Annotated in this window: 24 protein-coding genes and 1 tRNA gene; 12 read left to right on the forward strand and 13 right to left on the reverse strand. The window is 72.4% G+C overall.

Translation table 11 applies throughout. The annotated features are described in order from the left end of the window. Window positions 1–95: 95 nt before the first annotated feature. Window positions 96–482: a VOC family protein gene (locus BLV05_RS04950; protein WP_046767093.1), complete on the reverse strand. Its 387-nt coding sequence runs from the start codon at window positions 480–482 to the stop codon at window positions 96–98. A gap of 87 nt (window positions 483–569) precedes the next feature. Here BLV05_RS04950 and BLV05_RS04955 point away from each other — a divergent pair, with 87 nt between their 5' ends. Both BLV05_RS04955 and BLV05_RS04960 read left to right on the forward strand, forming a co-directional pair. After that, window positions 570–1,460, forward strand: a complete 891-nt coding sequence (locus tag BLV05_RS04955; protein WP_046767092.1) for a class I SAM-dependent methyltransferase — start codon at window positions 570–572, stop codon at window positions 1,458–1,460. 98 nt (window positions 1,461–1,558) lie between these two features. Next, on the forward strand, window positions 1,559–2,329 hold the full coding sequence (locus tag BLV05_RS04960; protein ID WP_046767091.1) for a hypothetical protein: 771 nt from the start codon (window positions 1,559–1,561) through the stop codon (window positions 2,327–2,329). Here BLV05_RS04960 and BLV05_RS04965 read toward each other — a convergent pair. The 3 genes from BLV05_RS04965 to BLV05_RS04975 all read right to left on the reverse strand — a co-directional run bounded on the left by BLV05_RS04965 (window position 2,326) and on the right by BLV05_RS04975 (window position 6,260). After that, window positions 2,326–2,760 carry a VOC family protein gene (locus tag BLV05_RS04965; RefSeq protein WP_046767090.1) on the reverse strand — a complete coding sequence of 145 codons (435 nt, stop codon included), beginning with the start codon at window positions 2,758–2,760 and terminating at the stop codon, window positions 2,326–2,328. The two genes, BLV05_RS04960 and BLV05_RS04965, sit on opposite strands and share 4 nt — an antisense overlap. Before the next feature lie 159 nt (window positions 2,761–2,919). Continuing rightward, window positions 2,920–4,755 (reverse strand): phosphoenolpyruvate carboxykinase (GTP), encoded by a 1,836-nt coding sequence (locus BLV05_RS04970; protein ID WP_046767089.1) that lies wholly within the window; start codon window positions 4,753–4,755, stop codon window positions 2,920–2,922. 299 nt (window positions 4,756–5,054) lie between these two features. Further along, window positions 5,055–6,260, reverse strand: a complete 1,206-nt coding sequence (locus BLV05_RS04975; protein WP_046767088.1) for a metal-dependent hydrolase family protein — start codon at window positions 6,258–6,260, stop codon at window positions 5,055–5,057. 158 nt (window positions 6,261–6,418) lie between these two features. On the opposite strand from BLV05_RS04975, the gene BLV05_RS04980 reads away from it, so the two are divergent. Beyond that, window positions 6,419–6,494 (forward strand) — tRNA-Arg (locus BLV05_RS04980). 54 nt (window positions 6,495–6,548) lie between these two features. Here BLV05_RS04980 and BLV05_RS04985 read toward each other — a convergent pair. Next, complete coding sequence (locus BLV05_RS04985; RefSeq protein ID WP_046767087.1) at window positions 6,549–6,842, reverse strand: GRAM domain-containing protein; 294 nt, start codon at window positions 6,840–6,842, stop codon at window positions 6,549–6,551. 140 nt (window positions 6,843–6,982) lie between these two features. Between BLV05_RS04985 and BLV05_RS04990 the strand changes: the two genes are divergently transcribed. Continuing rightward, window positions 6,983–7,477 (forward strand): helix-turn-helix domain-containing protein, encoded by a 495-nt coding sequence (locus tag BLV05_RS04990; RefSeq protein WP_046767086.1) that lies wholly within the window; start codon window positions 6,983–6,985, stop codon window positions 7,475–7,477. Window positions 7,478–7,480: 3 nt separating this feature from the next. Next, window positions 7,481–8,038: a PIN domain-containing protein gene (locus BLV05_RS04995; RefSeq protein ID WP_046767085.1), complete on the forward strand. Its 558-nt coding sequence runs from the start codon at window positions 7,481–7,483 to the stop codon at window positions 8,036–8,038. 83 nt (window positions 8,039–8,121) lie between these two features. Here BLV05_RS04995 and BLV05_RS05000 read toward each other — a convergent pair whose 3' ends face one another. Further along, a complete protein-coding gene (locus BLV05_RS05000) occupies window positions 8,122–8,427 on the reverse strand; it encodes a hypothetical protein (protein ID WP_157524200.1) in 306 nt (101 codons plus the stop codon). A 260-nt stretch (window positions 8,428–8,687) separates the two neighbouring features. Further along, window positions 8,688–9,521 (reverse strand): NAD(P)H-binding protein, encoded by an 834-nt coding sequence (locus BLV05_RS05005; protein ID WP_046767083.1) that lies wholly within the window; start codon window positions 9,519–9,521, stop codon window positions 8,688–8,690. 80 nt (window positions 9,522–9,601) lie between these two features. Here BLV05_RS05005 and BLV05_RS05010 point away from each other — a divergent pair, with 80 nt between their 5' ends. After that, window positions 9,602–10,549: an AraC family transcriptional regulator gene (locus BLV05_RS05010; protein ID WP_046767082.1), complete on the forward strand. Its 948-nt coding sequence runs from the start codon at window positions 9,602–9,604 to the stop codon at window positions 10,547–10,549. A gap of 160 nt (window positions 10,550–10,709) precedes the next feature. Here BLV05_RS05010 and BLV05_RS05015 read toward each other — a convergent pair whose 3' ends face one another. Beyond that, window positions 10,710–11,147 carry a hypothetical protein gene (locus tag BLV05_RS05015; RefSeq protein ID WP_052762167.1) on the reverse strand — a complete coding sequence of 146 codons (438 nt, stop codon included), beginning with the start codon at window positions 11,145–11,147 and terminating at the stop codon, window positions 10,710–10,712. Between the two features lie 610 nt (window positions 11,148–11,757). On the opposite strand from BLV05_RS05015, the gene BLV05_RS05020 reads away from it, so the two are divergent. Then, the gene (locus BLV05_RS05020) at window positions 11,758–13,026 is read left to right on the forward strand and encodes a Stp1/IreP family PP2C-type Ser/Thr phosphatase (protein ID WP_052762166.1); all 1,269 of its coding nucleotides are present in this window, start codon (window positions 11,758–11,760) and stop codon (window positions 13,024–13,026) included. A 102-nt stretch (window positions 13,027–13,128) separates the two neighbouring features. On the opposite strand, the gene BLV05_RS05025 is transcribed toward BLV05_RS05020, so the two are convergent. Further along, window positions 13,129–14,106, reverse strand: a complete 978-nt coding sequence (locus BLV05_RS05025) for a zinc-binding dehydrogenase (RefSeq protein WP_046767081.1) — start codon at window positions 14,104–14,106, stop codon at window positions 13,129–13,131. Between the two features lie 132 nt (window positions 14,107–14,238). Here BLV05_RS05025 and soxR point away from each other — a divergent pair, with 132 nt between their 5' ends. Together soxR and BLV05_RS05035 are read left to right on the forward strand one after the other, a co-directional pair. Continuing rightward, entirely contained in the window at window positions 14,239–14,715 is a 477-nt protein-coding gene (soxR, locus tag BLV05_RS05030; protein ID WP_046767080.1) for a redox-sensitive transcriptional activator SoxR, read from the forward strand. Between the two features lie 27 nt (window positions 14,716–14,742). After that, complete coding sequence (locus tag BLV05_RS05035; protein ID WP_046767079.1) at window positions 14,743–15,705, forward strand: NAD(P)H-dependent flavin oxidoreductase; 963 nt, start codon at window positions 14,743–14,745, stop codon at window positions 15,703–15,705. On the opposite strand, the gene BLV05_RS05040 is transcribed toward BLV05_RS05035, so the two are convergent. The 3 genes from BLV05_RS05040 to BLV05_RS05050 all read right to left on the reverse strand — a co-directional run bounded on the left by BLV05_RS05040 (window position 15,702) and on the right by BLV05_RS05050 (window position 18,751). Further along, on the reverse strand, window positions 15,702–16,664 hold the full coding sequence (locus tag BLV05_RS05040) for an ROK family protein (protein WP_046767078.1): 963 nt from the start codon (window positions 16,662–16,664) through the stop codon (window positions 15,702–15,704). The genes BLV05_RS05035 and BLV05_RS05040 overlap by 4 nt on opposite strands. Beyond that, window positions 16,664–17,704 (reverse strand): LacI family DNA-binding transcriptional regulator, encoded by a 1,041-nt coding sequence (locus BLV05_RS05045; RefSeq protein WP_046767077.1) that lies wholly within the window; start codon window positions 17,702–17,704, stop codon window positions 16,664–16,666. The genes BLV05_RS05040 and BLV05_RS05045 overlap by 1 nt, the downstream gene beginning before the upstream one ends. Before the next feature lie 114 nt (window positions 17,705–17,818). After that, window positions 17,819–18,751, reverse strand: coding sequence for an NAD-dependent epimerase/dehydratase family protein (locus BLV05_RS05050; RefSeq protein ID WP_046767076.1), 933 nt, complete (start codon window positions 18,749–18,751; stop codon window positions 17,819–17,821). Window positions 18,752–18,865: 114 nt separating this feature from the next. On the opposite strand from BLV05_RS05050, the gene BLV05_RS05055 reads away from it, so the two are divergent. From BLV05_RS05055 to BLV05_RS05065, 3 genes are read left to right on the forward strand one after another with little or no spacing between them, the layout of a single operon-like run. Next, window positions 18,866–19,567 (forward strand): TetR/AcrR family transcriptional regulator, encoded by a 702-nt coding sequence (locus tag BLV05_RS05055; protein ID WP_046767075.1) that lies wholly within the window; start codon window positions 18,866–18,868, stop codon window positions 19,565–19,567. Window positions 19,568–19,601: 34 nt separating this feature from the next. Continuing rightward, complete coding sequence (locus BLV05_RS05060) at window positions 19,602–21,008, forward strand: MFS transporter (RefSeq protein WP_046767074.1); 1,407 nt, start codon at window positions 19,602–19,604, stop codon at window positions 21,006–21,008. 35 nt (window positions 21,009–21,043) lie between these two features. Continuing rightward, window positions 21,044–21,910 (forward strand): immunity 49 family protein, encoded by an 867-nt coding sequence (locus tag BLV05_RS05065; protein ID WP_052762165.1) that lies wholly within the window; start codon window positions 21,044–21,046, stop codon window positions 21,908–21,910. On the opposite strand, the gene BLV05_RS05070 is transcribed toward BLV05_RS05065, so the two are convergent. After that, window positions 21,882–22,493: a short chain dehydrogenase gene (locus tag BLV05_RS05070; protein ID WP_046767073.1), complete on the reverse strand. Its 612-nt coding sequence runs from the start codon at window positions 22,491–22,493 to the stop codon at window positions 21,882–21,884. The two genes, BLV05_RS05065 and BLV05_RS05070, sit on opposite strands and share 29 nt — an antisense overlap. Between the last annotated feature and the right edge of the window lie 47 nt (window positions 22,494–22,540).

Raw genomic sequence — 22,540 nt, forward strand, 5'->3', positions numbered from 1 at the left:
GGACCGGCCCGACGTGCGTCCGGTCTCAATTCTGATCTCAGTTGTCAGAGTCCGCAGGGAAGCCGCACTAGGTGCAGGTCGCGAGGGCAGTCGCCCTAACTCAGTCGGGCGTAGAGATCGACGTTGTTGCCGTCGGGGTCGCGCACGGTCGCGATCCGATGTCCCCATGGAGCGTCGAACGGCTCGTGCGCGCTGCCTAATCCCACATCTGCTAGCTCCCGATAGATCTCGTCGACCTCGGACGGCGAGCCGAACTCGAAAGCGAGCGCGGTGTGGGCACCTCCGGTCGGTGGCGTCCAGTCCGGATAGAACACCTTGGCATTGGCTGCGTCGTCCAGCATGAGCTTGAACCCCGGCATCAACTCGCACTCGATGTGGGCGCTGGTCACGTCTCCGAAGTCGAGGCCGAGCCGCCGATAGAAGTCGACCGATGCGGCGATGTCCGAGACGATCAGCGCAAGGGCATTGGCTTGTGGTTTCATGCTCGCCACGGTAATGGCGAGGTCCGACAGTTGACCGCGCCATAAACGCGTGGAAGTGGTCGACGACGTCGGGCTACGGTCGGGGCCGTGATCTACCATCACCCGTTGGCGTACCTGGTCGGGATCGAGGGTCTGGCGCTGTTGCGGGCGTGGGCCGGTGAGCACGATCAGGCGTTCGTCGAGGCGCGGCTGGCCGAGGTACGCCGGCTGCTGGACGACGAGACGCTGGCCGGCCACGACGGCGTGGTCGTGCGTCGCGGCGACACGCTGGCAGGCTACGAGGCGTGGGCGACGACGTACGACGAGCCGCGCAACAGCCTGTTCGACGTCGACGAGCCGGTCATGCACGCCATTCTGGACGAACTGCCGGCCGGAACGGTCCTCGACGCGGCCTGTGGCACGGGGCGGTACGCGGCGTACCTGGCCGGTCGCGGGCACCGGATCGTCGGTGTGGACAGCTCACCCGCGATGCTCGGCCGAGCCCGCACCCGAGTGCCGGACGGGACGTTCCTGAGCGGCGAGCTGCACGAGTTGCCCGTGGACGACGACTCGGTGGACATCGTGGTCTGCGCCTTGGCGCTGGTCCACGTCCCGTCGCTGGCCCCGGTGATGGCAGAGTTCGCCCGCGTGCTGCGCCCCGGAGGGCACCTGGTCATCTCCGACGTCCACCGCGACCTCGTGCTGCTGGGCTCGGTCGTCCACTCGCCCGGACCGGCCGGCGAGCCGGGCGTCACGCCGACCTACCGACACCTCACCGGCGACTACCTTCGCGCGGCGCTGCCGGCCGGGTTCCAGGTCCGGCGCTGTGAGGAACCCCGGCCCGCGACGCCGGACCAACCGGTCCCGCCGCCCGCGGAGGCCGCCGCCATCGGCGACTGGGCGGACTGGCCGTGGACCCTGCTGCCCGTGGTTCCCGCGGTGGTCCGGGCCGTGTGGGACAAGCCGTCCACCGTCATCTGGCACTTCCAGCTCTCGTGAGTCGTTCCTCGACCGTTACCCGCTCAGCCATCGAGTCTCACCTGGACTGTTGCTAGTGTCGGGACCGCTTTCGACGTGCTCACGAGAGGCATCCGCAGGTGATCTCTTCGTCCAAGCGGTCCGCGGTCGCGGCTGCCCTGGTCCTGTCCGCCGGCGTCCTGGCCGGGTGTGGTGGCGGCGACGACGCCGAGGCGGGGGACGAGTCCTCCGCGACGCCGGCATGGGAGTCGACGCCCGCGGGGGCGGCGCCGACGGACGCGGAGACCCCGGCGACGGAGGCGACGGACGGCGGGACGGAGGAGCCGGCCGCGCCCGGTGGGGCGGCGGAGAGCGGCGAGGCCCCGGCCGACCCGCCCGCTGGCGGCACCGAGGGCGACGCGGCGGGGGATGCTGCGGGCGCACCGGACGACGGCGGTGACGGCGGCGACCAGCCGCCGCCCGATCCGGACGACGCCGAGGACCCGCCGGCGGCCGACCCGATCGCGCAGCCGGTCGACGCGTGCACGCTGGGCGTCGAGGCGATCGTCGGCGTGCTCGGCGCGAACCCGACGTCCGAGGACACCTCTGAGGCGACGGAGTTCGGCCCGGGCTGTTCCTGGACCGGCAGCACCGGCCACGAGCTGATCGTCGACATCTCGACGTTCGACGACTGGGTCAGCGCCGCCGACATGCTCGGCGGCGACACCGAGGACATCGCCGACCTCGGGACCGAGGCGTGGGCGTCGCTGAGCGCGCCGTCGAACCTGCAGGTCGCCTGGCGCCGCGACGACGTCTCCGTCACGCTCGCCGCCAGCCTCGACAGCGGCGGCGACACGCTCGTCGACGTCGCGCGGATCATCGACGCCGCGCTGCTGGCCGCGGGCTACTAACTGATCACGTACTCGTCGCCGACGGCCTCGCGCAGCTCGTCCTTCGAGACGTCGGCCGAGGGCGCGGTCAGGTGCCAGCGGTGGCCGAACGGGTCGTACAGCCAACCGCCGCGGCCGTACGGCGAGTCGGTGACCGGACGGTCGACGGTCGCCCCGGCCGCGATCGCCCGCGCGAACAGGCCGTCCACGTCGTCGACGGTGAGGACGAGCGACACCGCGGTGCGGCCGGGGTCGGGCGCGTAGACGCCGCCCTCCGGCCACTCGTCGGCGATCATGAGGACGGCGCCCTCGACGGTGAACTCGGCGTGGCCGATCGTGCCGGTCGCCGGGTCGGTCCAGCGGCTCGTCTCGACCGCGCCGAACGCCGCGGCATAGAACTCGAGCGCGGCCGCGGTGTCCTTGGCACAGAGATACGGCGTGACGGTGGCCATGTCGGCTCCCCTCGATCCGGGTGACACAACCGACGCTAGAGCACCCGTCACCCTAGCCGCTTGGACGAATGTGACCTCACGGCGCCGTGGCCCCATGATCATCAACCTCTTGTGCTGTGATGGCGACACGAAAGGTTGATGATCATGGGCGACGGGCGGTCACATGCCCAGGCGCGCCTTGAGGCCGTCGAGCTCGGCCCAGAGCAGCGTCGGCAGGTGGTCGCCGAACTTGTCGAACCACTCGGTGATGCCCGGTACCTCGGCCCGCCATTCCTCCGGGTCGACCGCGAGGCACGCGGCCAGCTGCTCCGCCGTCAGGTCGAGCCCCGTGGTGTCCAGCGACTCCGGTGCCGGCACGTGGCCGATCGGCGTCTCCGTCGCCGCGGCCAGGCCGTCCAGCCGCTCGACGACCCACTTGAGGACGCGGCCGTTCTCGCCGAAGCCGGGCCAGAGGAAGCCGCCCTCGTCGTCGCGGCGGAACCAGTTGACGTAGAAGATCTTCGGGAGCTTGACCGCGTCGGCGTCCTTGCCCATGGCGATCCAGTGCGCGAAGTAGTCGCCGCCGTTGTAGCCGATGAACGGGAGCATCGCCATCGGGTCGCGCCGGACGACGCCCACCTGGCCGGTCGCCGCCGCCGTCGTCTCCGACGAGAGCGTGGCGCCCATGAAGACGCCGTGCGTCCAGTCCCGCGCCTCGGTGACCAGCGGGATCGTCGTCCGGCGGCGGCCGCCGAACAGGATCGCCGAGATCGGCACGCCGCGCGGGTCGTCGAACTCCGGCGCGATGATCGGGCACTGCTCGATCGGCGTGCAGAACCGCGAGTTCGGGTGCGATGAGGGGCCCGGCGACGGCGGATTCCAATCACGGCCCTTCCAGTCGGTCAGGTGGGCCGGCTCGTCGTCCGTCATGCCCTCCCACCAGATGTCGCCGTCGTCGGTGAGCGCGACGTTGGTGAAGACGCTGTTGCCCTTGGCGATGGTGCGCATCGCGTTCGGGTTGGTCTTCCAGCCGGTGCCGGGCGCGACGCCGAACAGGCCGAACTCGGGGTTGACGGCGTAGAGGCGGCCGTCGTCGCCGAAGCGCATCCACGCGATGTCGTCGCCGAGCGTCTCGACCTTCCAGCCCGGGATGGTCGGCTCCAGCATCGCCAGGTTCGTCTTGCCACACGCCGACGGGAACGCGGCGGCGATGTAGTGCACAGCGCCGTGCGGAGCGGTCAGCTTCAGGATGAGCATGTGCTCGGCCAGCCAGCCCTCGTCGCGGGCCATGGCGCTGGCGATGCGCAGCGAGTAGCACTTCTTGCCCAGCAGCGAGTTGCCACCGTAGCCGGAGCCGTACGACCAGATCATCCGCTCCTCGGGGAACTGGGTGATGAACTTGGTCTCGTTGCACGGCCACGCGACGTCCTGCTGGCCGGGCTCCAGCGGCGCCCCGACGCTGTGCAGGCAGGGCACGAAGTCGGCGTCGTCGCCCATCGCCTCGAGGACGTGGGCGCCCATGCGGGCCATGATCCGCATCGACACCGTCACGTATGGCGAGTCCGTCAGCTCGACGCCGAACATCGGGTTCGCCGCGGTCAGCGGGCCCATGCAGAACGGGATGACGTACATCGTGCGGCCGCGCATCGAGCCCCGGTAGAGCTCGGTCATCTCGGCCTTCATCTCGTTCGGGTCGCGCCAGTTGTTCGTCGGCCCCGCGTCCGCCTCGTCGACCGAGCAGATGAACGTCCGCTCCTCCACCCGCGCGACGTCCGTCGGGTCCGTCCGCGCCCAGAACGAGTTCGGCTTCTTCTCCGGGTTCAGCCGCGTCAGCGTTCCCGCGGCGACGAGCTCGTCGGTGAGGGCGGTCCACTCCTCGTCGGATCCGTCGCACCAGTGGATCCGGTCCGGCTGGGTCAGCTCCGCGACCTCGCGGACCCAGGCGAGCAGCCGGGCATGGGACGTCGGGACATCGTCGAGATCGAGATCGGCTCCGGGTTCGGCGAACGTCGTCATCTAGCGGTCACCCTCTTCGTGTCGGTGCGCGCAGTCGGCCCTGCAGCGCGTTCCGGGTATGCGGAGGCGACCCGATCTCAGGCCATTCGGAGACGGGCGATGTTCCGCGGGGATGCTCAGCACGCTAGGGCCGGCATCTCAAGGACTGGAACCGACAACGGGGTGATCAGGACCACACAGGGTGCCAAAATTCGGGACAAATCAGACACTGGTACGTACCTCACCTCACCACCGATGCGCAGTGGTACGGACCAGATCAGTCTTCAGCGCCGCCGGCCGCTCGGGCCCCGGCCGCTTCGTCAGACGACCACGCCCGCGCGGATGACGGTGCGTCCCTTCTCGTTCCAGAGCAGCGACGCGTCCGCGAACGGGTCGCCGTCGAACAGGATGATGTCGCCGGCCGCGCCCGGGCCGATGCGGCCGAGATCGTCGCGACCCAGAAGCTGGGCGTTGACCGACGTGGCCGAGCGGAGCGTGTCGAGCACGCCGAGCACTTCGGCCTGAAGCCGCAGCCCGACCAGCTGGTCGTCCTCGAGGTCGCCCATGAGGTCGGTGCCGAAGCCGACGCCGACGCCGGCGGTCCTCGCCAGTTCGATGGCGTGCTTGCCGGAGTCGAGGACCTCGCGGTTCTTCGCCTTGGAGATCGGGTTCAGCCCGACGGCGTCCCCGCGCCGGTCCATCGCGTCGTACGCCGCCAGCGTCGGCACCAGGAACGCGTCGTGGTCGGCCATCAGCTGGGCGGTCGCCTCGTCGAGCAGGTTGCCGTGCTCGATCGAGCGGACGCCGTTGCCGACGGCGTGCTCGATCGCCTCCGGTGAGTACGCGTGCGCGGCGACGTACGAGCCGCGCCGGGCGGCCTCGTCGGTGATCGCGCGGACCTCGTCGGCGCTGTACTGGGGCCGGCGGATCGGGTCGGTCAGCGACACGACGCCGCCGGACGCCATGATCTTGATCGCATGGGCGCCGCGCCGGAACCGGTCGCGGACCGCCGCTCGCACCGCGTCGACGCCGTCGACCACCTCGGACATGTGCGCGTGACCGACGCACAGATCGCGGTCGCCCGGACGGGGGTCGCCGTGGCCGCCGGTCTGGGACAGCGCCGGGCCGGTGTAGAAGTAGCGCGGCGCCCGGACGAGCCCCTCGTCCAGCGCCCGGGCGAGCCCAGGGTCGCCGCCCGCGACGTCGCGGACCGTCGTGAAGCCGCGGCGCAGGGCGTTGCTCAGGCGCCGGGCCGCCTTGAGCGCGACGTAGCTCAGCGGGCTCGACTCGATGCCGACCATGTCCAGCCCGACGCCGTACGCGTGGCAGTGCGCGTCGATCAGGCCCGGAACCACCGTGCCGCCCCGCGCGTCGATCGTGTCGCCGCCGCGGTCCTCGGTGTCGACCGTCTCGGGGTCGACGACGACGCCGTCGACGATGTGGACGTCGCCCTCGGTCAGCTCGGCGGAGAAGCCGTCGAAGATGCGCGCGTTCGTGATGGTCAGGCTGGCCGGCTGCTGGCCCATGGGCGGTCACCCTTTCGTCCCGTCGGTGTCATGTCACACGCTATAGGGGGCCGTCCGCGCTGGTCGTGAGCGGTCCGCCGGCCGGCGAGGTTATCCGATTTCGGCCTCGCCGCTCAGACCGGTACACTCGGTCACCGGTCCGCTTCGTCGCGGGTCGAGCGCCCGTAGCTCAACGGATAGAGCATCTGACTACGGATCAGAAGGTTAGGGGTTCGAATCCCTTCGGGCGCGCCAACCACAACCCCAGGCCAGCGAGTTGCTGCCTGGGGTTTCGTCGTGCCCGCGGGTCTAGCGCAGCGACTCGATCGCGGCAACGACGCGACCCCTGCCGGAAACGACGAAGCGGTGCTCGACGCCGGAGGTCGTGGTGACGACGACGCCGTTGGGGATGAAGCCCATGCTGCGATACGTCGCGACCGAGGCGATGTCGGCGACCGGGAGGTCGAGCGGTTCAGTGTCGGTGTTCAGTCTGTGGGCGCGAAAGGACAGCAGTTCGTTTGTCAGCGTGAGATGACCGCCCACGCTCAGGTCGCCGCGCCAATGATTCGCCTTCACGCGGATGAGTTCACCGCCCTGAGCCACGCGACCGCCCTCCTGCTCGATATTCCGTTACCGGCGCAGCGTATCGGCAGCACCCGTGACGTTGAGCAGGCCGGCGAGATGCGAGACTAAACCTGGCCCCTGTTCGTTTTGTTCGTTTAAACTGAGGGGAGGAGGCGATCATGGCGAGAACGGCAGCAAGCAGCAACGTCAGAACATATATGCCCGACGAGCAGCAGGACGCCCAGATCCTCGACTTCGTGAAGGCGCTCGAGGCCGCCGGCCGGGTCGGTCCAGACGTGCGTCCCGCGCTGGTCGCGGCGAACGGCGCCCGGCTCGAACTGCCGGAGGCCATGTATCACGTACTGCTCCAGGTCGCCGAGACCCTGTCAAGCGGTATGGGCGTCACCATCGCCCCAATGAACGCCATGCTGACCACTCAGGAGGCAGCCGATTTCCTCGGGATCGCGCGCCCGACCCTGGTACGCATCCTCGAGCGCGGCGACATTCCGATGACGAAGCCAGGACGGCACCGGTTCGTCCAGCTCAGAGATCTGCTCGACTATCAGTCGCAGCAGCGCGAGCAGACGCGAACCACTCTCGACGAACTGGTCGAGGATGCCGTCGACACCGACCTGTACTCGGCGACCGACGGACCTCCGCCGGTGACGCGCTGACACATGAGCTTCCCCGCGTTCATCGACACCTGCGCTCTTTACAGTGCCACCCTCACTGACACGTTGCTTCGGATCGCCGAGGAGCGCGCGTTCCGGCCGCACTGGTCCGCTGGAGTGATGACCGAGCTGGCGAGCGTGCTCGTGCGCGAGGCCGGACTCAAGCGTGAGCAGGCCGCCCGCCGAATCGCCCAGATGCAACGGGCGTTCCCGGCGGCGGAGGTCATCGAGTACGAGCCGCTCATCGAGGTGATGAGCTGCGATCAGAAGGACCGCCACGTTCTTGCCGCTGCGGTACACGGTGGGTGCGAGGTGCTCGTGACGTTCAACCTCAAGGACTTTCCGCCCGAGTCGACCGAGCCGTTCCATGTCACGGTCGTCAGCCCGGACGCATTTCTCCTCGACCAGCTCGATCTGTATCCGGCGAAGGTGGGACGAGCGCTCCTTGCGCAGCTCACGGCCGCGAAACGGCCACCGCTGACGATGGGACAACTCCTCGGCCGACTGGCTCGCGCCGGTGTGCCGGGCTTCGCCGCCGAGACCCGCCGCCACGAGTTCGCCTGAGCCCCGCCGTGCCTGAGCGCCTGCGCTTCGAGTGGCAGAGCATCTGACTACGGATCAGAAGGTTAGGGTTCGATGCCGAGCTCTCAGAGGGGCGGCTCCGGCGCGATCCGATCGAGCTGTGGGTCGGGGACATGCCGCGGCCGCGACCGTTCCGGCTTCCACAGCAGCGCGCCGACCCCCAGCCAGGCGACGCACAGCAATGCGCCGGCGCCGATCAGCACCGCTCCGGCCAGCCGACCGCCCGGGCTACCGTCGTCCACGTAGAACTCTGAGGCGTCCGACGGCTGGCTCGCCAGGAGCGTGATCAGGCCGGCGAGCAGGAGCAGGATCGCCAGGATACCGAGGGTCATCTGATACGGGTTGACCGGCTTTGGGGTGGGTGTAGACATCCTTCACCTCCAGATCCGTCAGGGTAGGCAAGGGCTGCGTCGCGTTGATGCACAGCAGCACGCCCGGCTACATGCGTCTCAGGTCTCGCCTGGCCATGGCCGGAGTCATGGCGGCGCTCGCCGCCGGCCGCCGAGTCGACGTCGGCGACGGCCCGGTCGTCGGGCACGGTCTGGTGCACGAAGGGCGTCGCCGGTCCGGCCCGCGCAGTGGTACCCGGGCTGGTACCAGTTCGCCTGGCGGTGCTGACCAGCCAGGCAGGTTAGGACCAGGCCCCGGTTTCCGCCGCCGCTCGGACGACGTCGCGGAAGTCGCGGGCCGGGCGGCCGAGGGCGCGCTCCACGCCGTCGGAGAGGTAGGCGTCGATGCCGCGGCGGACCGGGCTGACCATGATCGCGTACCCCTCTGCGTCGTCCGCGGACCAGCCCTGACCCACCAGCTCGCGCACGAGGTCGTCGTGCTCGATGTGGGTGTAGCGGACGTCGCGGCCGGACGCCGCAGCGATCTCCGCGGCCGCCTCGGCCATCGTCAGGGCGCGCGGCCCGGACAGCTCGTACGTCTGCCCGACATGATGGTCCTCGGTCAGCGCCGCGACGCCGACCGCCGCGATGTCGTCGGCGTCGACGAAGCTCGCGGCACCGTCGCCGGCGGACAGCCGCAGGTCGCCGGACAGGACGGCGTCGCGGAAGAAGCCCTCGCTGAAGTTCTGTGCGAACCATCCCGGCCGCAGGATCGTCCAGTCCACCGCGGCCGGACGCAGCGCCGCCTCGCCGTCGATGTGCGGGTTGCCTTCCATCAGGTCCGCCGGCAGGTAGTCGGGCACGTCGACGCCGCGGCCGGAGAGCAGCACGATCCGCTCGACCCCGCTGCGGATCGCGGCGTCGACGAACGGACGGGTGAGCGGGGCGGCGTCGTACGGCACCACGAACGCCGAGCGCACGCCGTCGAGGGCGGCCGGCCAGGTGGCGTCGTCGGTCCAGTCGAACGGCGGGCTGCTGGTGCGTCCGGCCTGCCGCACGGGCACACCGAGGTCGTCGAGACGGGCGGCGACCCGGCGGCCGACCTTGCCGGTGGCGCCAATGAGGAGAATCGTCATGCCGCCAGCCAACCTCCGTCTGGGTGGACTCTGAATGGTCCAGACGCTCCGATTCATGCGACGTCGTCTACGGTGGTGGGATGGACGCGCTGACCGAGTTGCTCGACGGCGTCCGGGCGAGCGGCGCACTGATCGGGCGGACGGTGCTCGACCCGAGGTGGTCGGTGCGGTTCGCGACCGGCTCCGAACTGACGCTGCTCGCCGTCCTCGACGGGACCGCCTGGCTCCGGTCGGCCGACGGCGAGCCGGTGCGGGTCGGCGCCGGCGATGTCGCCGTCGTCCGCGGGCCGGAGCCGTTCACCGTCGCCGCCGACCCGGCCGCGCGGCCCGAGGACGCCGTCAAGCTCGCCGACTACTGCGCGTGGAGCGTGCAGGCGGGCGCGGCCGGACGGACCTGCGACCCGGGCGCTGTCGGCGACGCCGTCGTGCTCACCGGGACCTACGACGGCGCCGCAGGCATCAGCGAACGGCTGCTCGACGCGCTGCCGCGCGTGCTGGTGATCGCCGACGACGACTGCCCGTGCCCCATGCTGGACCTCGTCGCCGCCGAGCTCGCCGCCGACCGACCCGGTCAGCAGGTCGTGCTCGACCGCCTGCTCGACCTCCTGCTGGTCTCGACGCTGCGCGGATGGTTCGACCGGCCGCAGGCGCAGGCGCCGCACTGGTACGGGCGACTGGACGACTCGCCGGTCAGCCAAGCGCTCCGGCTCCTGCACGACGACCCCGGCCACGGGTGGACGGTCGGCTCGCTGGCCGCCGCGATCGGAGTGTCGAGGGCGCTGCTGGCCCGCGACTTCGCCGCTCGGGTGGGCGAGCCGCCGATGAGCTACCTGGCCGGTTGGCGGCTCTCGATCGCCGCCGACCTGCTGCGCGAGACCGACGCGACCATCGAGAGCATCGCCGGCCAGGTCGGGTACGGCAGCGCGTTCGCGCTCAGCGCCGCGTTCAAGCGACGCCGCGGTCTGACTCCGTCGCAGCACCGGGCGATCAGCCGGCCGGCGCCCGGCCTCCGCGCCGCCGCGGGCTGACCCCGTCAGACACCGATCGATCGGTGCCGGCACCTCGCCGGCGGTCGCGCCCGCCGGGATCAGGGGTCGGCGGATGCAGTTCTGGCGGCTGCTCCATGGCTGTCCGACGTCGACGTCGAACGGCGGGCGAGGTGCTCGGCGTGCCCGTTGGCTTGCGGCGTCAGTCCACCGGCATCACCTGCCGTACCGCACAGGCTGTGCGGGTGAGGTCGCGGAAGTCGATCTGCTCGCCACCCCCGAACACGCGGACGGCGACGCCGGGCTCGGCCAGCCAGAACAGCTCGCCGACGTCGGTGAGTCCGGGGCCGTCGAGGTGCAGGAACGGTTCGGTCGCCCAGGCGGCGGGATCGCGTTCGAGGTACCCGACCAGGAACTCCCGCAGCGCCGCCACGTCGGTGAAGGACGGACTGCGCATGACCGTGACCTGGAGGTCGACCCGGTAGGACTCGTCGGGGTAGGGCCCGGACTCCCAGACGCGCGACAGGAAGCCGACGTCTTCCCACTCGTACTCGAAGTCGGTGACCATCGGTCCGATGCCTTGCGGCACCCAGCCGACCGCGAAGCCGTCGAGCAACGGCCGCTGCCGGGGCGGCGGCATTGGTCTGCAGTCGACGGTCCGGCTCGCGACGACGGGCGCCGTCCCAGGGCTTGCCAGCACAGCACCTGCGGAGGGGCCACCGGCCGACCCGCTCCCGGCCGATCCCAACGGCCCGGCCCACATACCTCCCGTCGGCGCGGCCCGCGCCGGCGCACTTGCTGGCAGGACACCTGCCGTAGATCCACTCGCCTGTCCGCCCGTGGCCAGCCCGCTCGACGTCGGCGTAATCTCCGCTGCGGAGCCGGCCATCGAACCTCCCGCGACCAGCGCGGCAACCGTCAGGCCGCACACCGCGGCACCCTTGATGAGCTGCATGAACGCCATTCCTCTCCCACGACCACACGAGGCCCGGAGGCCCCGGCCCGGCGATCCGGCCGGACCCCTTCATCGTTCGCCGAACCGGCCCTCGCCCGCTCCCGCCAAACCCGGAAATGTGGACAAGTCAGCAGATCGGAGTGGGCTGTGGACAACGGCGTCCGCGTGGCGCCTCCACGGTGACGAACCGGGGCCGGTTACGATCCGCTGTGATCGACAAGTCTCTGGGGGGAGGCGGCGTGGTGGGCACGTTCGGGCCCCCGGCGCCTCGATTGGGTGCGGGAGTAGGAGATCGATGCCGCTGACGCTGCGCTATGCCGCGCGCTCCGACGTCGGCCTGGTCCGGGAGGGCAATGAGGATTCCGGCTACGCCGGTCCCTATCTCCTGGCGGTCGCCGACGGGATGGGCGGTCACGCAGCGGGTGAGGTCGCCAGCCGGGCGGCCATCGACGAGCTCGTCAACGCCGACCATCTGCCCGACGGCGACCCGATCGACGTGCTGTCGGCGGCCGTCAGCGCCGCCAACGGCCGCATCGACGACATGGCGCGCGCCGATCCGTCCCGCGCCGGCATGGGCACGACGTCGACGACGCTGCTGTGGAACGGCGTCCAGCTGGCGCTCGGCCACATCGGCGACTCCCGGGCCTACCTGCTGCGCAACGGGTCTCTGACGCAGATCACCCGCGATCACACGTTCGTCCAGTCGCTGGTCGACGACGGGCGCATCACCCCGGAGGACGCCCGCGAGCACCCCGCGCGCTCCGTCGTGACGAAGGTGCTCCAGGGGCAGTCACCGATCCACCCGGACTACTCGATCATCGATGTGCAGGCCGGCGACCGGGTGTTGATCTGCAGCGACGGGCTGTCTGACGTCGTCACGGACCAGGAGATCGAGTCGCTGCTGGCTCGCGCGCACACCATCGACGACGCCGCCGAGCAGCTCATCACGACCGCCCTCGACGCCGGCGCGCCGGACAACGTCACCGTCGTCATCGGCGAGCTCGTCGACGCCGAGGCGGCCGGCGCCGGCGCCGGCGCGACCAGCGAGTCGTTCATCGTCGGGTCGGCGGCGGAGAGCATCGAGGACGGCCAGCCGGCGGAGCTCGAGCATGACCCTGAGGCCATGCGCTACGCCCCCCGCGCCCGACGGCGACGTCGCCGGCTCTGGGTACGGCCGGTGATCGCGGTCGCCGCGGTGGTCGCGGTCGGCTGGGCCGGCCTGACGTACGCCAACGGCTGGGTGCGCGACCAGTACTACGTCGGCGTCAGCGACGGCCAGGTCGCGATCTACCAGGGCGTCCGGCACGAGCTCGGCCCCGTGCATCTGTCCGAGCTGCACGCGGTCCCCGGCGGCCTGCCACTGGACGCGCTGCCGACCGTCTACCGCGACGAGGTCGGCGCGACCATCGCCGCCGGCGACCTCGACGAGGCGGAGCAGCTGGTCGACACGCTGCGGGTGCGCGCCTGCCGCGCGCACCAACGCGAGACGACGAACGCATCGGACAACGGGGACGAGTGGCTCGGCGACGACGTCGGCTTCCCCGGCCTGCTCTGCTCCGAGTAGCCGGTACCTCTGCGGCCACCTTGACGCTCGTCGGGGGATAGACCTGGTGCCATCGACCCGACGACGGACGCGGCGCTGAGCGCTGGCCGTCGAAAGTACCGCTCAGACCAGGACGACCTTGCCCGTCGTCCGGCGGGTGGAGAGGGCGGTGTGGGCGTCGGCGGCGCGTTCGAGCGGGAAGCGATGCACCAACGGGACCAGGCGGCCCGCAGCGGCCTCGGCCAGCGCCTGGGTCTCCAGCCCGCGCAGGAACCCCGGCCGCCCGACCTGGTGCCGGCTGATCGGCCAGGTCGCGGTGAGGCCGCGGTCGACGAGGTCGGGGGAGGAGAACGGGAGCAGCTCGCCGGACGACCAGCCGAACATCACCAGCCGGCCACCGACGTCGAGGAGGTCCATCGCGGCGCGGCCGAGCGGACCGCCGACGCCGTCGAGGAGGAGGGTCGGCGCGCGGTCGCCGAGGGCGGTGCGGACCCGCTCCGGCCAGTCGGGCGCGGTGTAGTCGACGGCGTGGTCGGCGCCCAGGTCACGGGCCCGCGCGACCTTGTCGTCACCACCGGCGACCCCGACGACGACGGCGCCGGCGTTGCGGCCCGCCTGCACGAGGAGACTCCCCACCCCACCCGCCGCGGCCGTCACCAGCACCACGTCGTCCGCCGTCAGCGCGGCCCGCGACAGCACGCCGACCGCCGTCCGGCCGGTACCGATCATCGCCACGGCCGCGTCGGCGGCAAGAGAGTCCGGCAGCACGTGCACCGACTCGACCGGCACGACCGCCAGCCGCGCGTACCCGGCGCCGGCCGCACCCAGGTGCGCGACGACCCGCCGGCCCACCCAGGCGGGGTCGACACCGTCGCCGGCGGAGTCGACGGTGCCGGCCACCTCGCGGCCGGGGATCGACGGCAGCGCCGGCAACGGCAGCGGGCCGCCGCCCTCGCCCGATCGCAGCGTCGTGTCGATCAGGTGCACGCCACTGGCCTCGACGGCGACGCGGACCTGGCCGGCGGCGGGCACCGGGTCGGGCACCTCCTCGTAGCGCAGGTTCTCGGCCGGGCCGAACTCGTGCAGACGGATCGCGTGCATCCGGGGTCCTCCGAGGGGGTGTGACGGCAGCACACCCTGTCCGAGCGGCGCGGCAACCGTTGGCTCCACATGGTCTCGCCGCTACGCTAGAACCTGAATCAAAGTTGAGGTCAAGTCGAGGAGACCGCCGCCGTGGACACCGTCGCGTGGAACAAGTCCGAGCTGACCGTCGGCGAGCTGTCCCAACGCAGCGGCGTCGCGGTGTCGGCGTTGCACTTCTACGAGCGGCAGGGCCTCATCAGGTCGCGGCGCACCTCGGGCAACCAGCGACGATACCGGCGGGCGACGCTGCGGCGGGTCGCGCTGATCCGCATCGCCCAGCGCGTCGGCATCCCGCTCGCCGAGATCAACCGCGCGCTGGCCAACCTCCCCGACGGCCGCACCCCGAACCAGAAGGACTGGGAGGAGCTGTCCCATCGGTGGCGGGCCGACCTCGACGATCGGATCCAGCGGCTGCAGCAGTTGCGCGACGACTTCACCGACTGCATCGGCTGCGGCTGCCTGTCATTGCGCTGCTGCGCGCTGGCGAACACGCACGACGAACTGGGCGAGCACGGCCCGGGCCCGCGCCGGCTGATCGAGAACGGCATGGACACCGGCAGCTGCTGACCGTCGGCACCGCGCAATGATGAGGCCATGGCACTGTCGACGGCACTCACCGAACTGCTCGGCCTGCGCCACCCGATCGTGCAGGCGCCACTGGGCGGATCGGCCGGCGGCGCCCTCGCGCTGGCCGTGTCGGGCGCCGGCGGCCTCGGCATGCTCGGCGCCGCGTTCGGCGACCCCGAGTGGCTGGACCGTGAGGCCCCGATCGTCGCCGCGGGGACCGACCAGCCGTGGGGAGTCGGCTTCCTGACCTGGGCGATCGACGCCAGGGCGGTGGACCACGCCCTGGAGTACAGCCCGACCGCGGTCATGCTGTCCTTCGGCGACCCCAGCCCGTACGTCGAGCGCGTCCGTCAGGCGGGGGCGGTCCTGATCCTCCAGGTCACCGATCTGGACGAGGCCAGGCAGGCCGTCGACCTCGGCGCCGACGTCATCGTGGCGCAAGGCACCGAGGCCGGTGGGCACAGTGCCCGGCGGGGCCGGTCCACGTTGCCGTTCGTCCCGGTCGTGGTCGACCTCGCGGCGCCCGTGCCCGTGCTGGCGGCCGGCGGCATCGCCGACGGTCGCGGCGTCGCTGCCGCACTGGCGCTGGGCGCGGCCGGAGCCCTCATCGGCACCAGGTTCCAGGCCACCGCCGAAGCCCTGGTCGACCCCGCGACCACGAAGGCGATCATCGACGGGTCCCCGCAGGACACCGAGCGCAGCAACCTGCTCGACGTCGCCCGCGGCTCCCAGTGGCCGTCGAAGTACCTGGCCCGCACGCTCGGCCACCCGTACCTCGACCGATGGCGCGGCCGCGAGGCCGAGCTCGCCACGGACGCCCAGGCTCAGCAGGAGTACCAGGACGATGTCGCGCGAGGCGCCATTCCTCCACTGCCGGTCTGGGCGGGCGAGGCCGTCGACCTCATCTCCGACCTGCCGCACGCGGCCGACCTGGTCGCCACCCTCGCCGCCCAGGCCGAGGTCGCGCTGGCCAAGGCCGGACGGCGCTAGGCAGGCTCGACGTCCACCGCCTCCAGCGCGACCACCCCGGCTCCGACGACCCCCACGACGTCGCCGAGCCCGGCGAGCACCACCCGCACCGCCTTCGCCGCCGGCGGCATCGCCTCGCGTGCGACCGTCGCCGCGACCGGGTCCAGCAGCATCGCGCCCGCCCGGGTGACCCCGCCGCCCAGCACCACGAGCTCGGGCTCGAACACGTTCACCAGGTCGGTCAGCGCCTGTCCGAGCACGTCGGTTGTCTCCGTCCAGATCTGACGGGCCAAGGCGTCGCCGTCGCGTGCCGCCGCGGCGACGTCGGCGGCCGTCAGCGGGTCGGCCGAGCGCAGCGACGAGCCCGAGCCGAGGCCCGCCCGCAGCCCCTCCGCCGCTCGATCGGCGATATTCGTGCCGGACACGTACGCCTCCAGGCAGCCGCGGCGCCCGCACGTGCACAACCGCCCGCCGGGGCGCACCATCACGTGACCCAGCTCGCCGCCGTTCCCTGCGGCGCCCCGGTGCAGCCGTCCGCCGATGACCGCGCCGCCGCCCACCCCCGTCGAGATGGTCAGGTAGATCATCGTGCTGACGCCGCGGGCGGCGCCGAACCGGTGCTCGCCGAGCGCGGCGGCCGTCGCGTCGTTCTCCAGGTATGTCGGCACGCCGAACTCCTGGCGGGTCAGCTCGCCCACCGGGACGTCGATCCAGCCCGGCAGGTGCGGCGGCGAGATCAGCACGCCGGCGGCGCTGTCGAGCGGCCCGCCGCACGAGATCCCGACGGCATCGATCGGCCGGCCCAGCCCGGCCGCGGCCACCGCCCGATGGCCGAGGTCGAACAGCCGGGGGAGCACGGCGTCCGGGCCCTCCCAGCGACGGGTCGGCTCGACGATCAGGCCGTGCACCGCACCGTCAGGCGTGACGACGCCGACGGCCAGCTTGGTGCCGCCGATGTCCAGCCCCAGTACCGCGGCCATCAGGGCAGGGCTCGGGTCGAGGCGCGGTGGACGAGGCGGGTCGGCATGGTGATCGTCGTCGGGCCGGCCTCAGGGTCGGCGATGCGTTCCAGCAGACGGTTCACGGCGGCGGCGCCCAGCGCCTCCTCGTCCTGGTCGACGGCGGTCAGGCCGGGCACCACCAGGCTCATCCACGGCGCGTCGTCGAAGGAGACGACGCTGAGGTCGGCCGGGATGCTCAGGCCGACGTCCCCGGCCGCGCGCCACACGCCCTCGGCGAGCACGTTGTTGGCCGCGAACACCGCGGTAGGCCGGCGCGGGCCGGAGAGCAGTGCCGCGGCCGTCGCCCGCGCTGCCCCGACCTCGAGGTCAGCTCCGACGACGATGGAGGGGTCGAAGGGGACGCCGGCCGCGGCGAGGGCCGCCCGGTACCCGGCGTAGCGCTCACCGCCGGTGATCAGCGTGGAGGTGTCGACGAGCAACGCGACGCGCCGGTGACCCAGACCGAGCAGATATGCACTCACCTCCTGCGACGCCGCGCGGTCGGCGACCACCACCGCGTCGCAGGAGCCGGCCGCGAACTGCCGGTCGACTTCGACGACGGGGACGCGATGCCGGCACAGGTAGGTCGTGATGTCGGCCGAGGCGGGCGTGACGATCACGCCGGCGACCCGGCTCGCGACGAACGTCTCCGCGAGCTCGACCTGGGTCTGCGCCGACCCGCCGTCCTCGGCGAGGACCAGGCTGAAGCCGCGGGCGCGCGCCGTCTGCCCGATGCCGGCGGCGAGCCGGGCGTAGAACGAGTTGCGCAGATCGGTGACCAGCACGCCGATCGAGAGGCTGACCTGCTGTTTGAGGTACCGGGCCGTGGCGTCGGGGACGTACCGGAGCTCCTCGGCGGCGGCCAGGATGCGCTCACGCGCATCGGCGGCGACGTACCCGCGGCCGGTGAGGGCGCGCGACGCCGTCGACCGCGAGACACCGGCGGCCACAGCGACGTCCTTGATGGTCGCGCGGCGGGTCGGCGCCGCCGCGCCGTCACCGTTGAGCTGACGGCCCACTGCGCCTCCCTCGCGGCTCTGGCGACGGTCATTCCCGCTCGGCCGGCTCCGCGGCCCAGCCTAGCCGGACGTCGGTCCGGCCCTCCTCGCCTGCCGAACGCCGCCGGCCGGTGCTCAGCGAGCCAGCTGCGCCTGCCACCAGCTGACCGTCGCCGCCACCGCCTCGTCGAGCGGCGTGGGCCGCTGGCCGAACGTCGCCTGGAAGTCCGACGAGTCCAGGATGAACGGGCGGGAGAACTGGTAGCGGGTCTCCTTGAGCTCGCGCATCATCGGCACCGCGACCCCCAGGACGTCCTGGGCCCAGTACGGCAGCCGCCGGATCCGCGCCGGCGACGTGCCCGCGGCTGCGGCCGCCTGGTCCGCCAGCTCCCGCGCGCTGAACGGCGCCGCCGTCGGGACGTGCCAGGCCCGGCCGTAGGCACGCTCGTCGCTGCCGGCCGTGACGAGCGCGGCGGCGACGTCGTGGACGTACGTCCAGCTGCGGACGACGCTCGGATCGTGCAGGTAGGTGGCGGGCTTGCCGGCCAGCAGCGGCGGGAAGAACCGGTCGCCGACGTGCCCCTGGTCGCGCACGCCCGGCCCGTAGTAGTCCGACCCGCGCAGCTCGGTGACCCGGACCCGGCCCGCCTCGTGCGCCGCCAGTGCCTCCGCCCACATCCGGGCCCGGACCTGGGCCTTCACTCCGGGTCCGGCCAGCGGCAGGTCCTCGGTCATCGGGCCGTCGACCTGGCCGTACGGGTACAGGTTGCCCAGGATCGTCAGGGCGGCGCCGGTCGTCTGCGCGGTGCCGAGGATCGCGGCGGCCATCGGCGGCCAGTCCTGCGTCCAGCGGTGGTACTGCGGGTTGGCGCAGTTGTACAGCACGTCGGCGCCCTGCGTGACCTGCGTCAGCCGGGCCTCGTCGGCGGCGCTGGCCGCGACCTTCGTAACGCCGTCGGGGCCCGAACCGGACCGGCTGACGACGGTGACCTCGTGGCCGTCCGCGACCAGCCGCTCGGCCAGCAAGCGGCCGATCTGCCCGGCGCCGACGATGACGTGCTTGCCCATGACCTGCTCCTCAGTGTCTGTCGCTCCATTACGAGAGCAATGCTCTCTGTTCGGAGCGGAGATGTCAAGAGCAGTGCTCTCGACTTGGTGCGTTGCTCTGCTAGAGTCACCGGCATGAACGCCGGACGCACCGCACGCGAGCGCGCCCGGGCCGAGCTGACCAGGGAGATCACCGAGATCGCCCGGCGTCAGCTGGGTACCGAGGGCGCGGGCGGCCTCAACCTGCGTGCCATCGCCCGCGAGCTGGGAATGGTCTCCTCGGCCATCTACCGCTACTTCCCCAGCCGCGACGACCTGCTGACCACGCTGATCATCGACGCCTACAACGCGGTCGGCGAGGCGGTCGAACGGGCCGACGCCGCGTGCGACGCGGACGACCACGCGGGCCGGTGGCGGGCCGTCTGCCACGCCGTCCGCGACTGGGCGCTCGCGTACCCGTACGAGTACGCACTGATCTACGGCTCGCCGGTGCCGGGCTACCAGGCGCCGGTCGACACCGTCGGCCCGGCCGTGCGCGACACCGTCGTTTACGGGCGCATCCTCGCCTCCGCCTATGCGGCCGGCGTTCTGGCGTCGCCCGACGGGTTCCCGCCGCCGTCGCCGTCGTTCGCCGCCGACGCCGAGACCGTCCGCGAGATGATGCCCGGCCTGCCCGACGAGCTCGTCGCCCGGGCCATCACCGCCTGGACCGGCCTGTTCGGCTACCTCAACTTCGAGCTGTTCGGCCAGTTCGCCAACGTCGTCGACGACCGCGCCGGGTTGTTCGACCACCAGGTGCGCACGCTCGGCCGGCTGGTCGGGTTGCCCGCAACTTGACCTCAACTTTGCTTGAGGTTGCAGCATCGGTGGCATGCCTGCTCGCTCGTCCTCGCCGTCGCTGTTCAGCCGTGACCACCTGCCGCTCGCGATCGGCGCCGTCGCCCTGGTGACGCTCGGCGCGTTCGAGAACCGGGCGGTCGGCACCGCGCTGCCGACCCTGGTGCGCGAGTTCGACGCCGTCAGCAGCTTCGGCCTGGCCACGGCCGCGCCCATCGCGACCTATGTCGTCTCGCTGGCGCTGGCCGGCCTGTGGGCCGACCGGTCCGGCCCGGTGCCGCCGCTGCGGGCCGGCGCCGTCACGTTCGCCGTCGCGCAGGTGCTGGTCGGCACGGCCGCGGGAATGCCGCAGGTGATCGCGGGGCGGCTGCTCAGCGGCCTGGCCGAAGGGCTGATCGACGTCGGGATCATGGTGCTGATCGCGCGGGCGCTGCCGGAGGCGCTGCGGCCGCGGATGTTCTCGCTGTTCGCGGCCGCCTGGGTGCTGCCGTCGGTGGTCGGCCCGTTCCTGACGGGGATCGTCACCGAGGGCGTCGGGTGGCGGTGGGTGTTCCTCGGCGCGCTGGCAGTGCTGGTGCCGGTGTGGCTGCTGCTCCGGCCTGCGTTGCGGACGGTGCCGCCGTCTGCCGGGGCTGCCGGGGCGCCTGTACCTGGTGGCGCGTCGCGGTCGGTGCTGCCGTGGGCGTTCGTCGCGGCGGCGTCTGTTTTCGGGTTGTCGCTGGCCGGCGAGCACCTGTCCGCTGAGACCGTCCCCGCGGTCGCGATCGTCGTCCTGGGCGCCGCCGGAACGGTCCTCGCGGCGGTCCGGCTGCTGCCGCGAGGGACGTTCCGGGTGCGGCGCGGGCTGCCCGCCGTCGTGGCGCAGCGAGCGTTCGCCGGTGCCGCCTTCGGCGCGGTCGGGTCGTGGCTGCCGCTGCTGCTGACACTGGTACACGGCTTCAGCCCGACGACGGCCGGCGTCAGCCTGTCGATCACCGGCGTCACGTGGGCGGTCGGCTCCTGGCTGCAGGGCCGCGACCACGGCCGTCCGCCGGCGGTCGTCCTGCGGGCCGGGCTGGCCACGATGACCGCCGGCCTCGCCGTCACGACGCTGCTGGCCTGGCCGGCGGTGCCGACGGTGATCGGGCTGCTCGGCTGGGCGCTGGCCGGCCTCGGCATGGGGCTCACGTCGCCGGTGCTGTCGCTGCTGATCCTGGCCGGGTCGGACCGGACGAACCAGGGCCGCAACGTGAGCGCCGGGCAGCTCGCGGGGTCGCTCAGCACGGCCGCCGCGCTGGCGGTCAGCGGCGCCGCGGTCGCGCTGACCACGCCCGGCCCGGCGACGTTCGCGGGCATCCTCGTGGCCGGTGGCGTGGTCGCGCTCGGCGGACTGCTCACCGCCGGCCGCGTCGTCGACGACCGCACCACTGCCGTCGAGGCCGACGTGGCCCCGGTCGGCTGAGGCGGAACCGAGTGGCCGGCCGATAGCCTGCGCTCGTGGCCGACGTCGTCGAGGGACACCGACCCAGCCGGTCGCCGGAGGAGCTGGCCGCGCAGCTCGCCGACCGCGCTGAGGAGCTCGAGCCGCTCACGGCGAGCCTGCCGGACCGGCCCGGGAACCTGGTCGAGCTGGGCGCGGAGGCGCTGGCCGTCGCGGGGCTGCGGACGCTGCTGGACGGCGACGTCGCGACGCCGCTGCGGATCGCGGCCCGCGCCGTCGCGGCGGCCGGTGTGCTGCTCGGGCTCGATGCGCCCCTGCAGGTGGCCCTCGGCGGTCCGGGGCCGGTGACGCTGCCGCTACTGGCCGCGCGCCCCGTCGGGCTGGGCCCGCGGTCGCTCGTCCAGGCCACGCACGCCGCGCTGGCGACCCGCGACACCGTCGCGCTCGAGCTGTTCGCGGCCGTGCCGATCGAGCGCACGGCCCGCGAGCCGGTGTCGGCCGAGGAGGCGGCGTACGGGCTGGCGCACGCGCGCGGCCTGCAGCTCCTGCTGCGTGGTGACGCTGCCGGCAACGACCTGCTGCTGGAGGCGCTGCAGGGCTGCACCGATGGCGGCCTGCATCCGGCCGCGCGGGACTACGCGCTGTTCCTCGTCTCGCCGGAGATCGAGCTCACGCTGGGGCACCTGCAGCCCGGCGGCGATCAATTCGACCAGTCGCTACGCAACGCGCTGACGTTGCACCGCCGCTACTGGACCGAGGTCGAGGCCAATCCCGGCGAGCCGCAGGACAACGATCCGGCCGGCTTCATAGCGCTCGGACCGCTGGCCTGGGCCGCGCTGCGGCACGACCACGGCCTGCCGTCGGCCGTCCGGTCGGACTACCTGCCGGCGTCGGTCATCGCGGGCTCGGCACCGGCCCCGTGACCGCGACCACCTCGCCCGTCGCCGTCCCGTCGACCAGGTCGGCATAGACCCGCGCGACGTCGGCCGCCGGGACGCCGCGCGCGGGGTCCCAGCCGAACGCCTCGAGCGACTCGCGCACCCACCCCGGCGCGACGAGGTTGAGCCGCAGGCCGCGCGGCAGCTCCGGCGCCGCCGCCTCGACGAACGCCGCCAGCCCCGCGTTGACCAGCGCGCCGAACGACCCGCCCGGCAGCGGCTCGGCGAACGTGCCGCCGGTCAGCGTGATCGACCCGCCGTCGCGGACGTGGTGCAGCGCCGTCCGGGCCAGCCGCACCTGCCCGAGCAGTTTGCCCGGCAGCCCTGCGGTGAACTCGTCGTCGCTGGCCTCGACCAGATCGGCGGTCGGCGCGTTCGCCGCGCAACACACCACCGCGTCGACGCCGGACACCGTCGCGAACAGCTCTTCCACCGTCGCCGGCTCGCCCGTGTCCACCACGACGGGCCCCCGCCGCGACGCCCGGATCACCTCGTGCCCGCGCCCGGCCAGCTCCTCGGCCACCGCCGACCCCACGACCCCGCTCGCCCCGATGACGAGGATCTTCACAACTGCTCCTTCGTGTCCGGTCCGAACGCGAAGATCCCGGCCAGATG

This window comes from Jiangella alkaliphila, from assembly GCF_900105925.1.
Classification (GTDB): Bacteria; Actinomycetota; Actinomycetes; order Jiangellales; family Jiangellaceae; genus Jiangella; species Jiangella alkaliphila.

What these genes read in the sequence shown, in the direction of transcription:
- BLV05_RS04950 (WP_046767093.1), bottom strand. Translation starts at nt 482, where the DNA reads ATGAAACCACAAGCCAATGCCCTTGCGCTGATCGTCTCGGACATCGCC.
- BLV05_RS04965 (WP_046767090.1), bottom strand. Translation starts at nt 2,760, where the DNA reads ATGGCCACCGTCACGCCGTATCTCTGTGCCAAGGACACCGCGGCCGCG.
- BLV05_RS04970 (WP_046767089.1), bottom strand. Translation starts at nt 4,755, where the DNA reads ATGACGACGTTCGCCGAACCCGGAGCCGATCTCGATCTCGACGATGTC.
- BLV05_RS04975 (WP_046767088.1), bottom strand. Translation starts at nt 6,260, where the DNA reads ATGGGCCAGCAGCCGGCCAGCCTGACCATCACGAACGCGCGCATCTTC.
- BLV05_RS04990 (WP_046767086.1), top strand. Translation starts at nt 6,983, where the DNA reads ATGGCGAGAACGGCAGCAAGCAGCAACGTCAGAACATATATGCCCGAC.
- BLV05_RS04995 (WP_046767085.1), top strand. Translation starts at nt 7,481, where the DNA reads ATGAGCTTCCCCGCGTTCATCGACACCTGCGCTCTTTACAGTGCCACC.
- BLV05_RS05000 (WP_157524200.1), bottom strand. Translation starts at nt 8,427, where the DNA reads ATGTCTACACCCACCCCAAAGCCGGTCAACCCGTATCAGATGACCCTC.
- BLV05_RS05005 (WP_046767083.1), bottom strand. Translation starts at nt 9,521, where the DNA reads ATGACGATTCTCCTCATTGGCGCCACCGGCAAGGTCGGCCGCCGGGTC.
- BLV05_RS05010 (WP_046767082.1), top strand. Translation starts at nt 9,602, where the DNA reads ATGGACGCGCTGACCGAGTTGCTCGACGGCGTCCGGGCGAGCGGCGCA.
- BLV05_RS05015 (WP_052762167.1), bottom strand. Translation starts at nt 11,147, where the DNA reads ATGCCGCCGCCCCGGCAGCGGCCGTTGCTCGACGGCTTCGCGGTCGGC.
- BLV05_RS05020 (WP_052762166.1), top strand. Translation starts at nt 11,758, where the DNA reads ATGCCGCTGACGCTGCGCTATGCCGCGCGCTCCGACGTCGGCCTGGTC.
- BLV05_RS05025 (WP_046767081.1), bottom strand. Translation starts at nt 14,106, where the DNA reads ATGCACGCGATCCGTCTGCACGAGTTCGGCCCGGCCGAGAACCTGCGC.
- BLV05_RS05035 (WP_046767079.1), top strand. Translation starts at nt 14,743, where the DNA reads ATGGCACTGTCGACGGCACTCACCGAACTGCTCGGCCTGCGCCACCCG.
- BLV05_RS05040 (WP_046767078.1), bottom strand. Translation starts at nt 16,664, where the DNA reads ATGGCCGCGGTACTGGGGCTGGACATCGGCGGCACCAAGCTGGCCGTC.
- BLV05_RS05050 (WP_046767076.1), bottom strand. Translation starts at nt 18,751, where the DNA reads ATGGGCAAGCACGTCATCGTCGGCGCCGGGCAGATCGGCCGCTTGCTG.
- BLV05_RS05055 (WP_046767075.1), top strand. Translation starts at nt 18,866, where the DNA reads ATGAACGCCGGACGCACCGCACGCGAGCGCGCCCGGGCCGAGCTGACC.
- BLV05_RS05060 (WP_046767074.1), top strand. Translation starts at nt 19,602, where the DNA reads ATGCCTGCTCGCTCGTCCTCGCCGTCGCTGTTCAGCCGTGACCACCTG.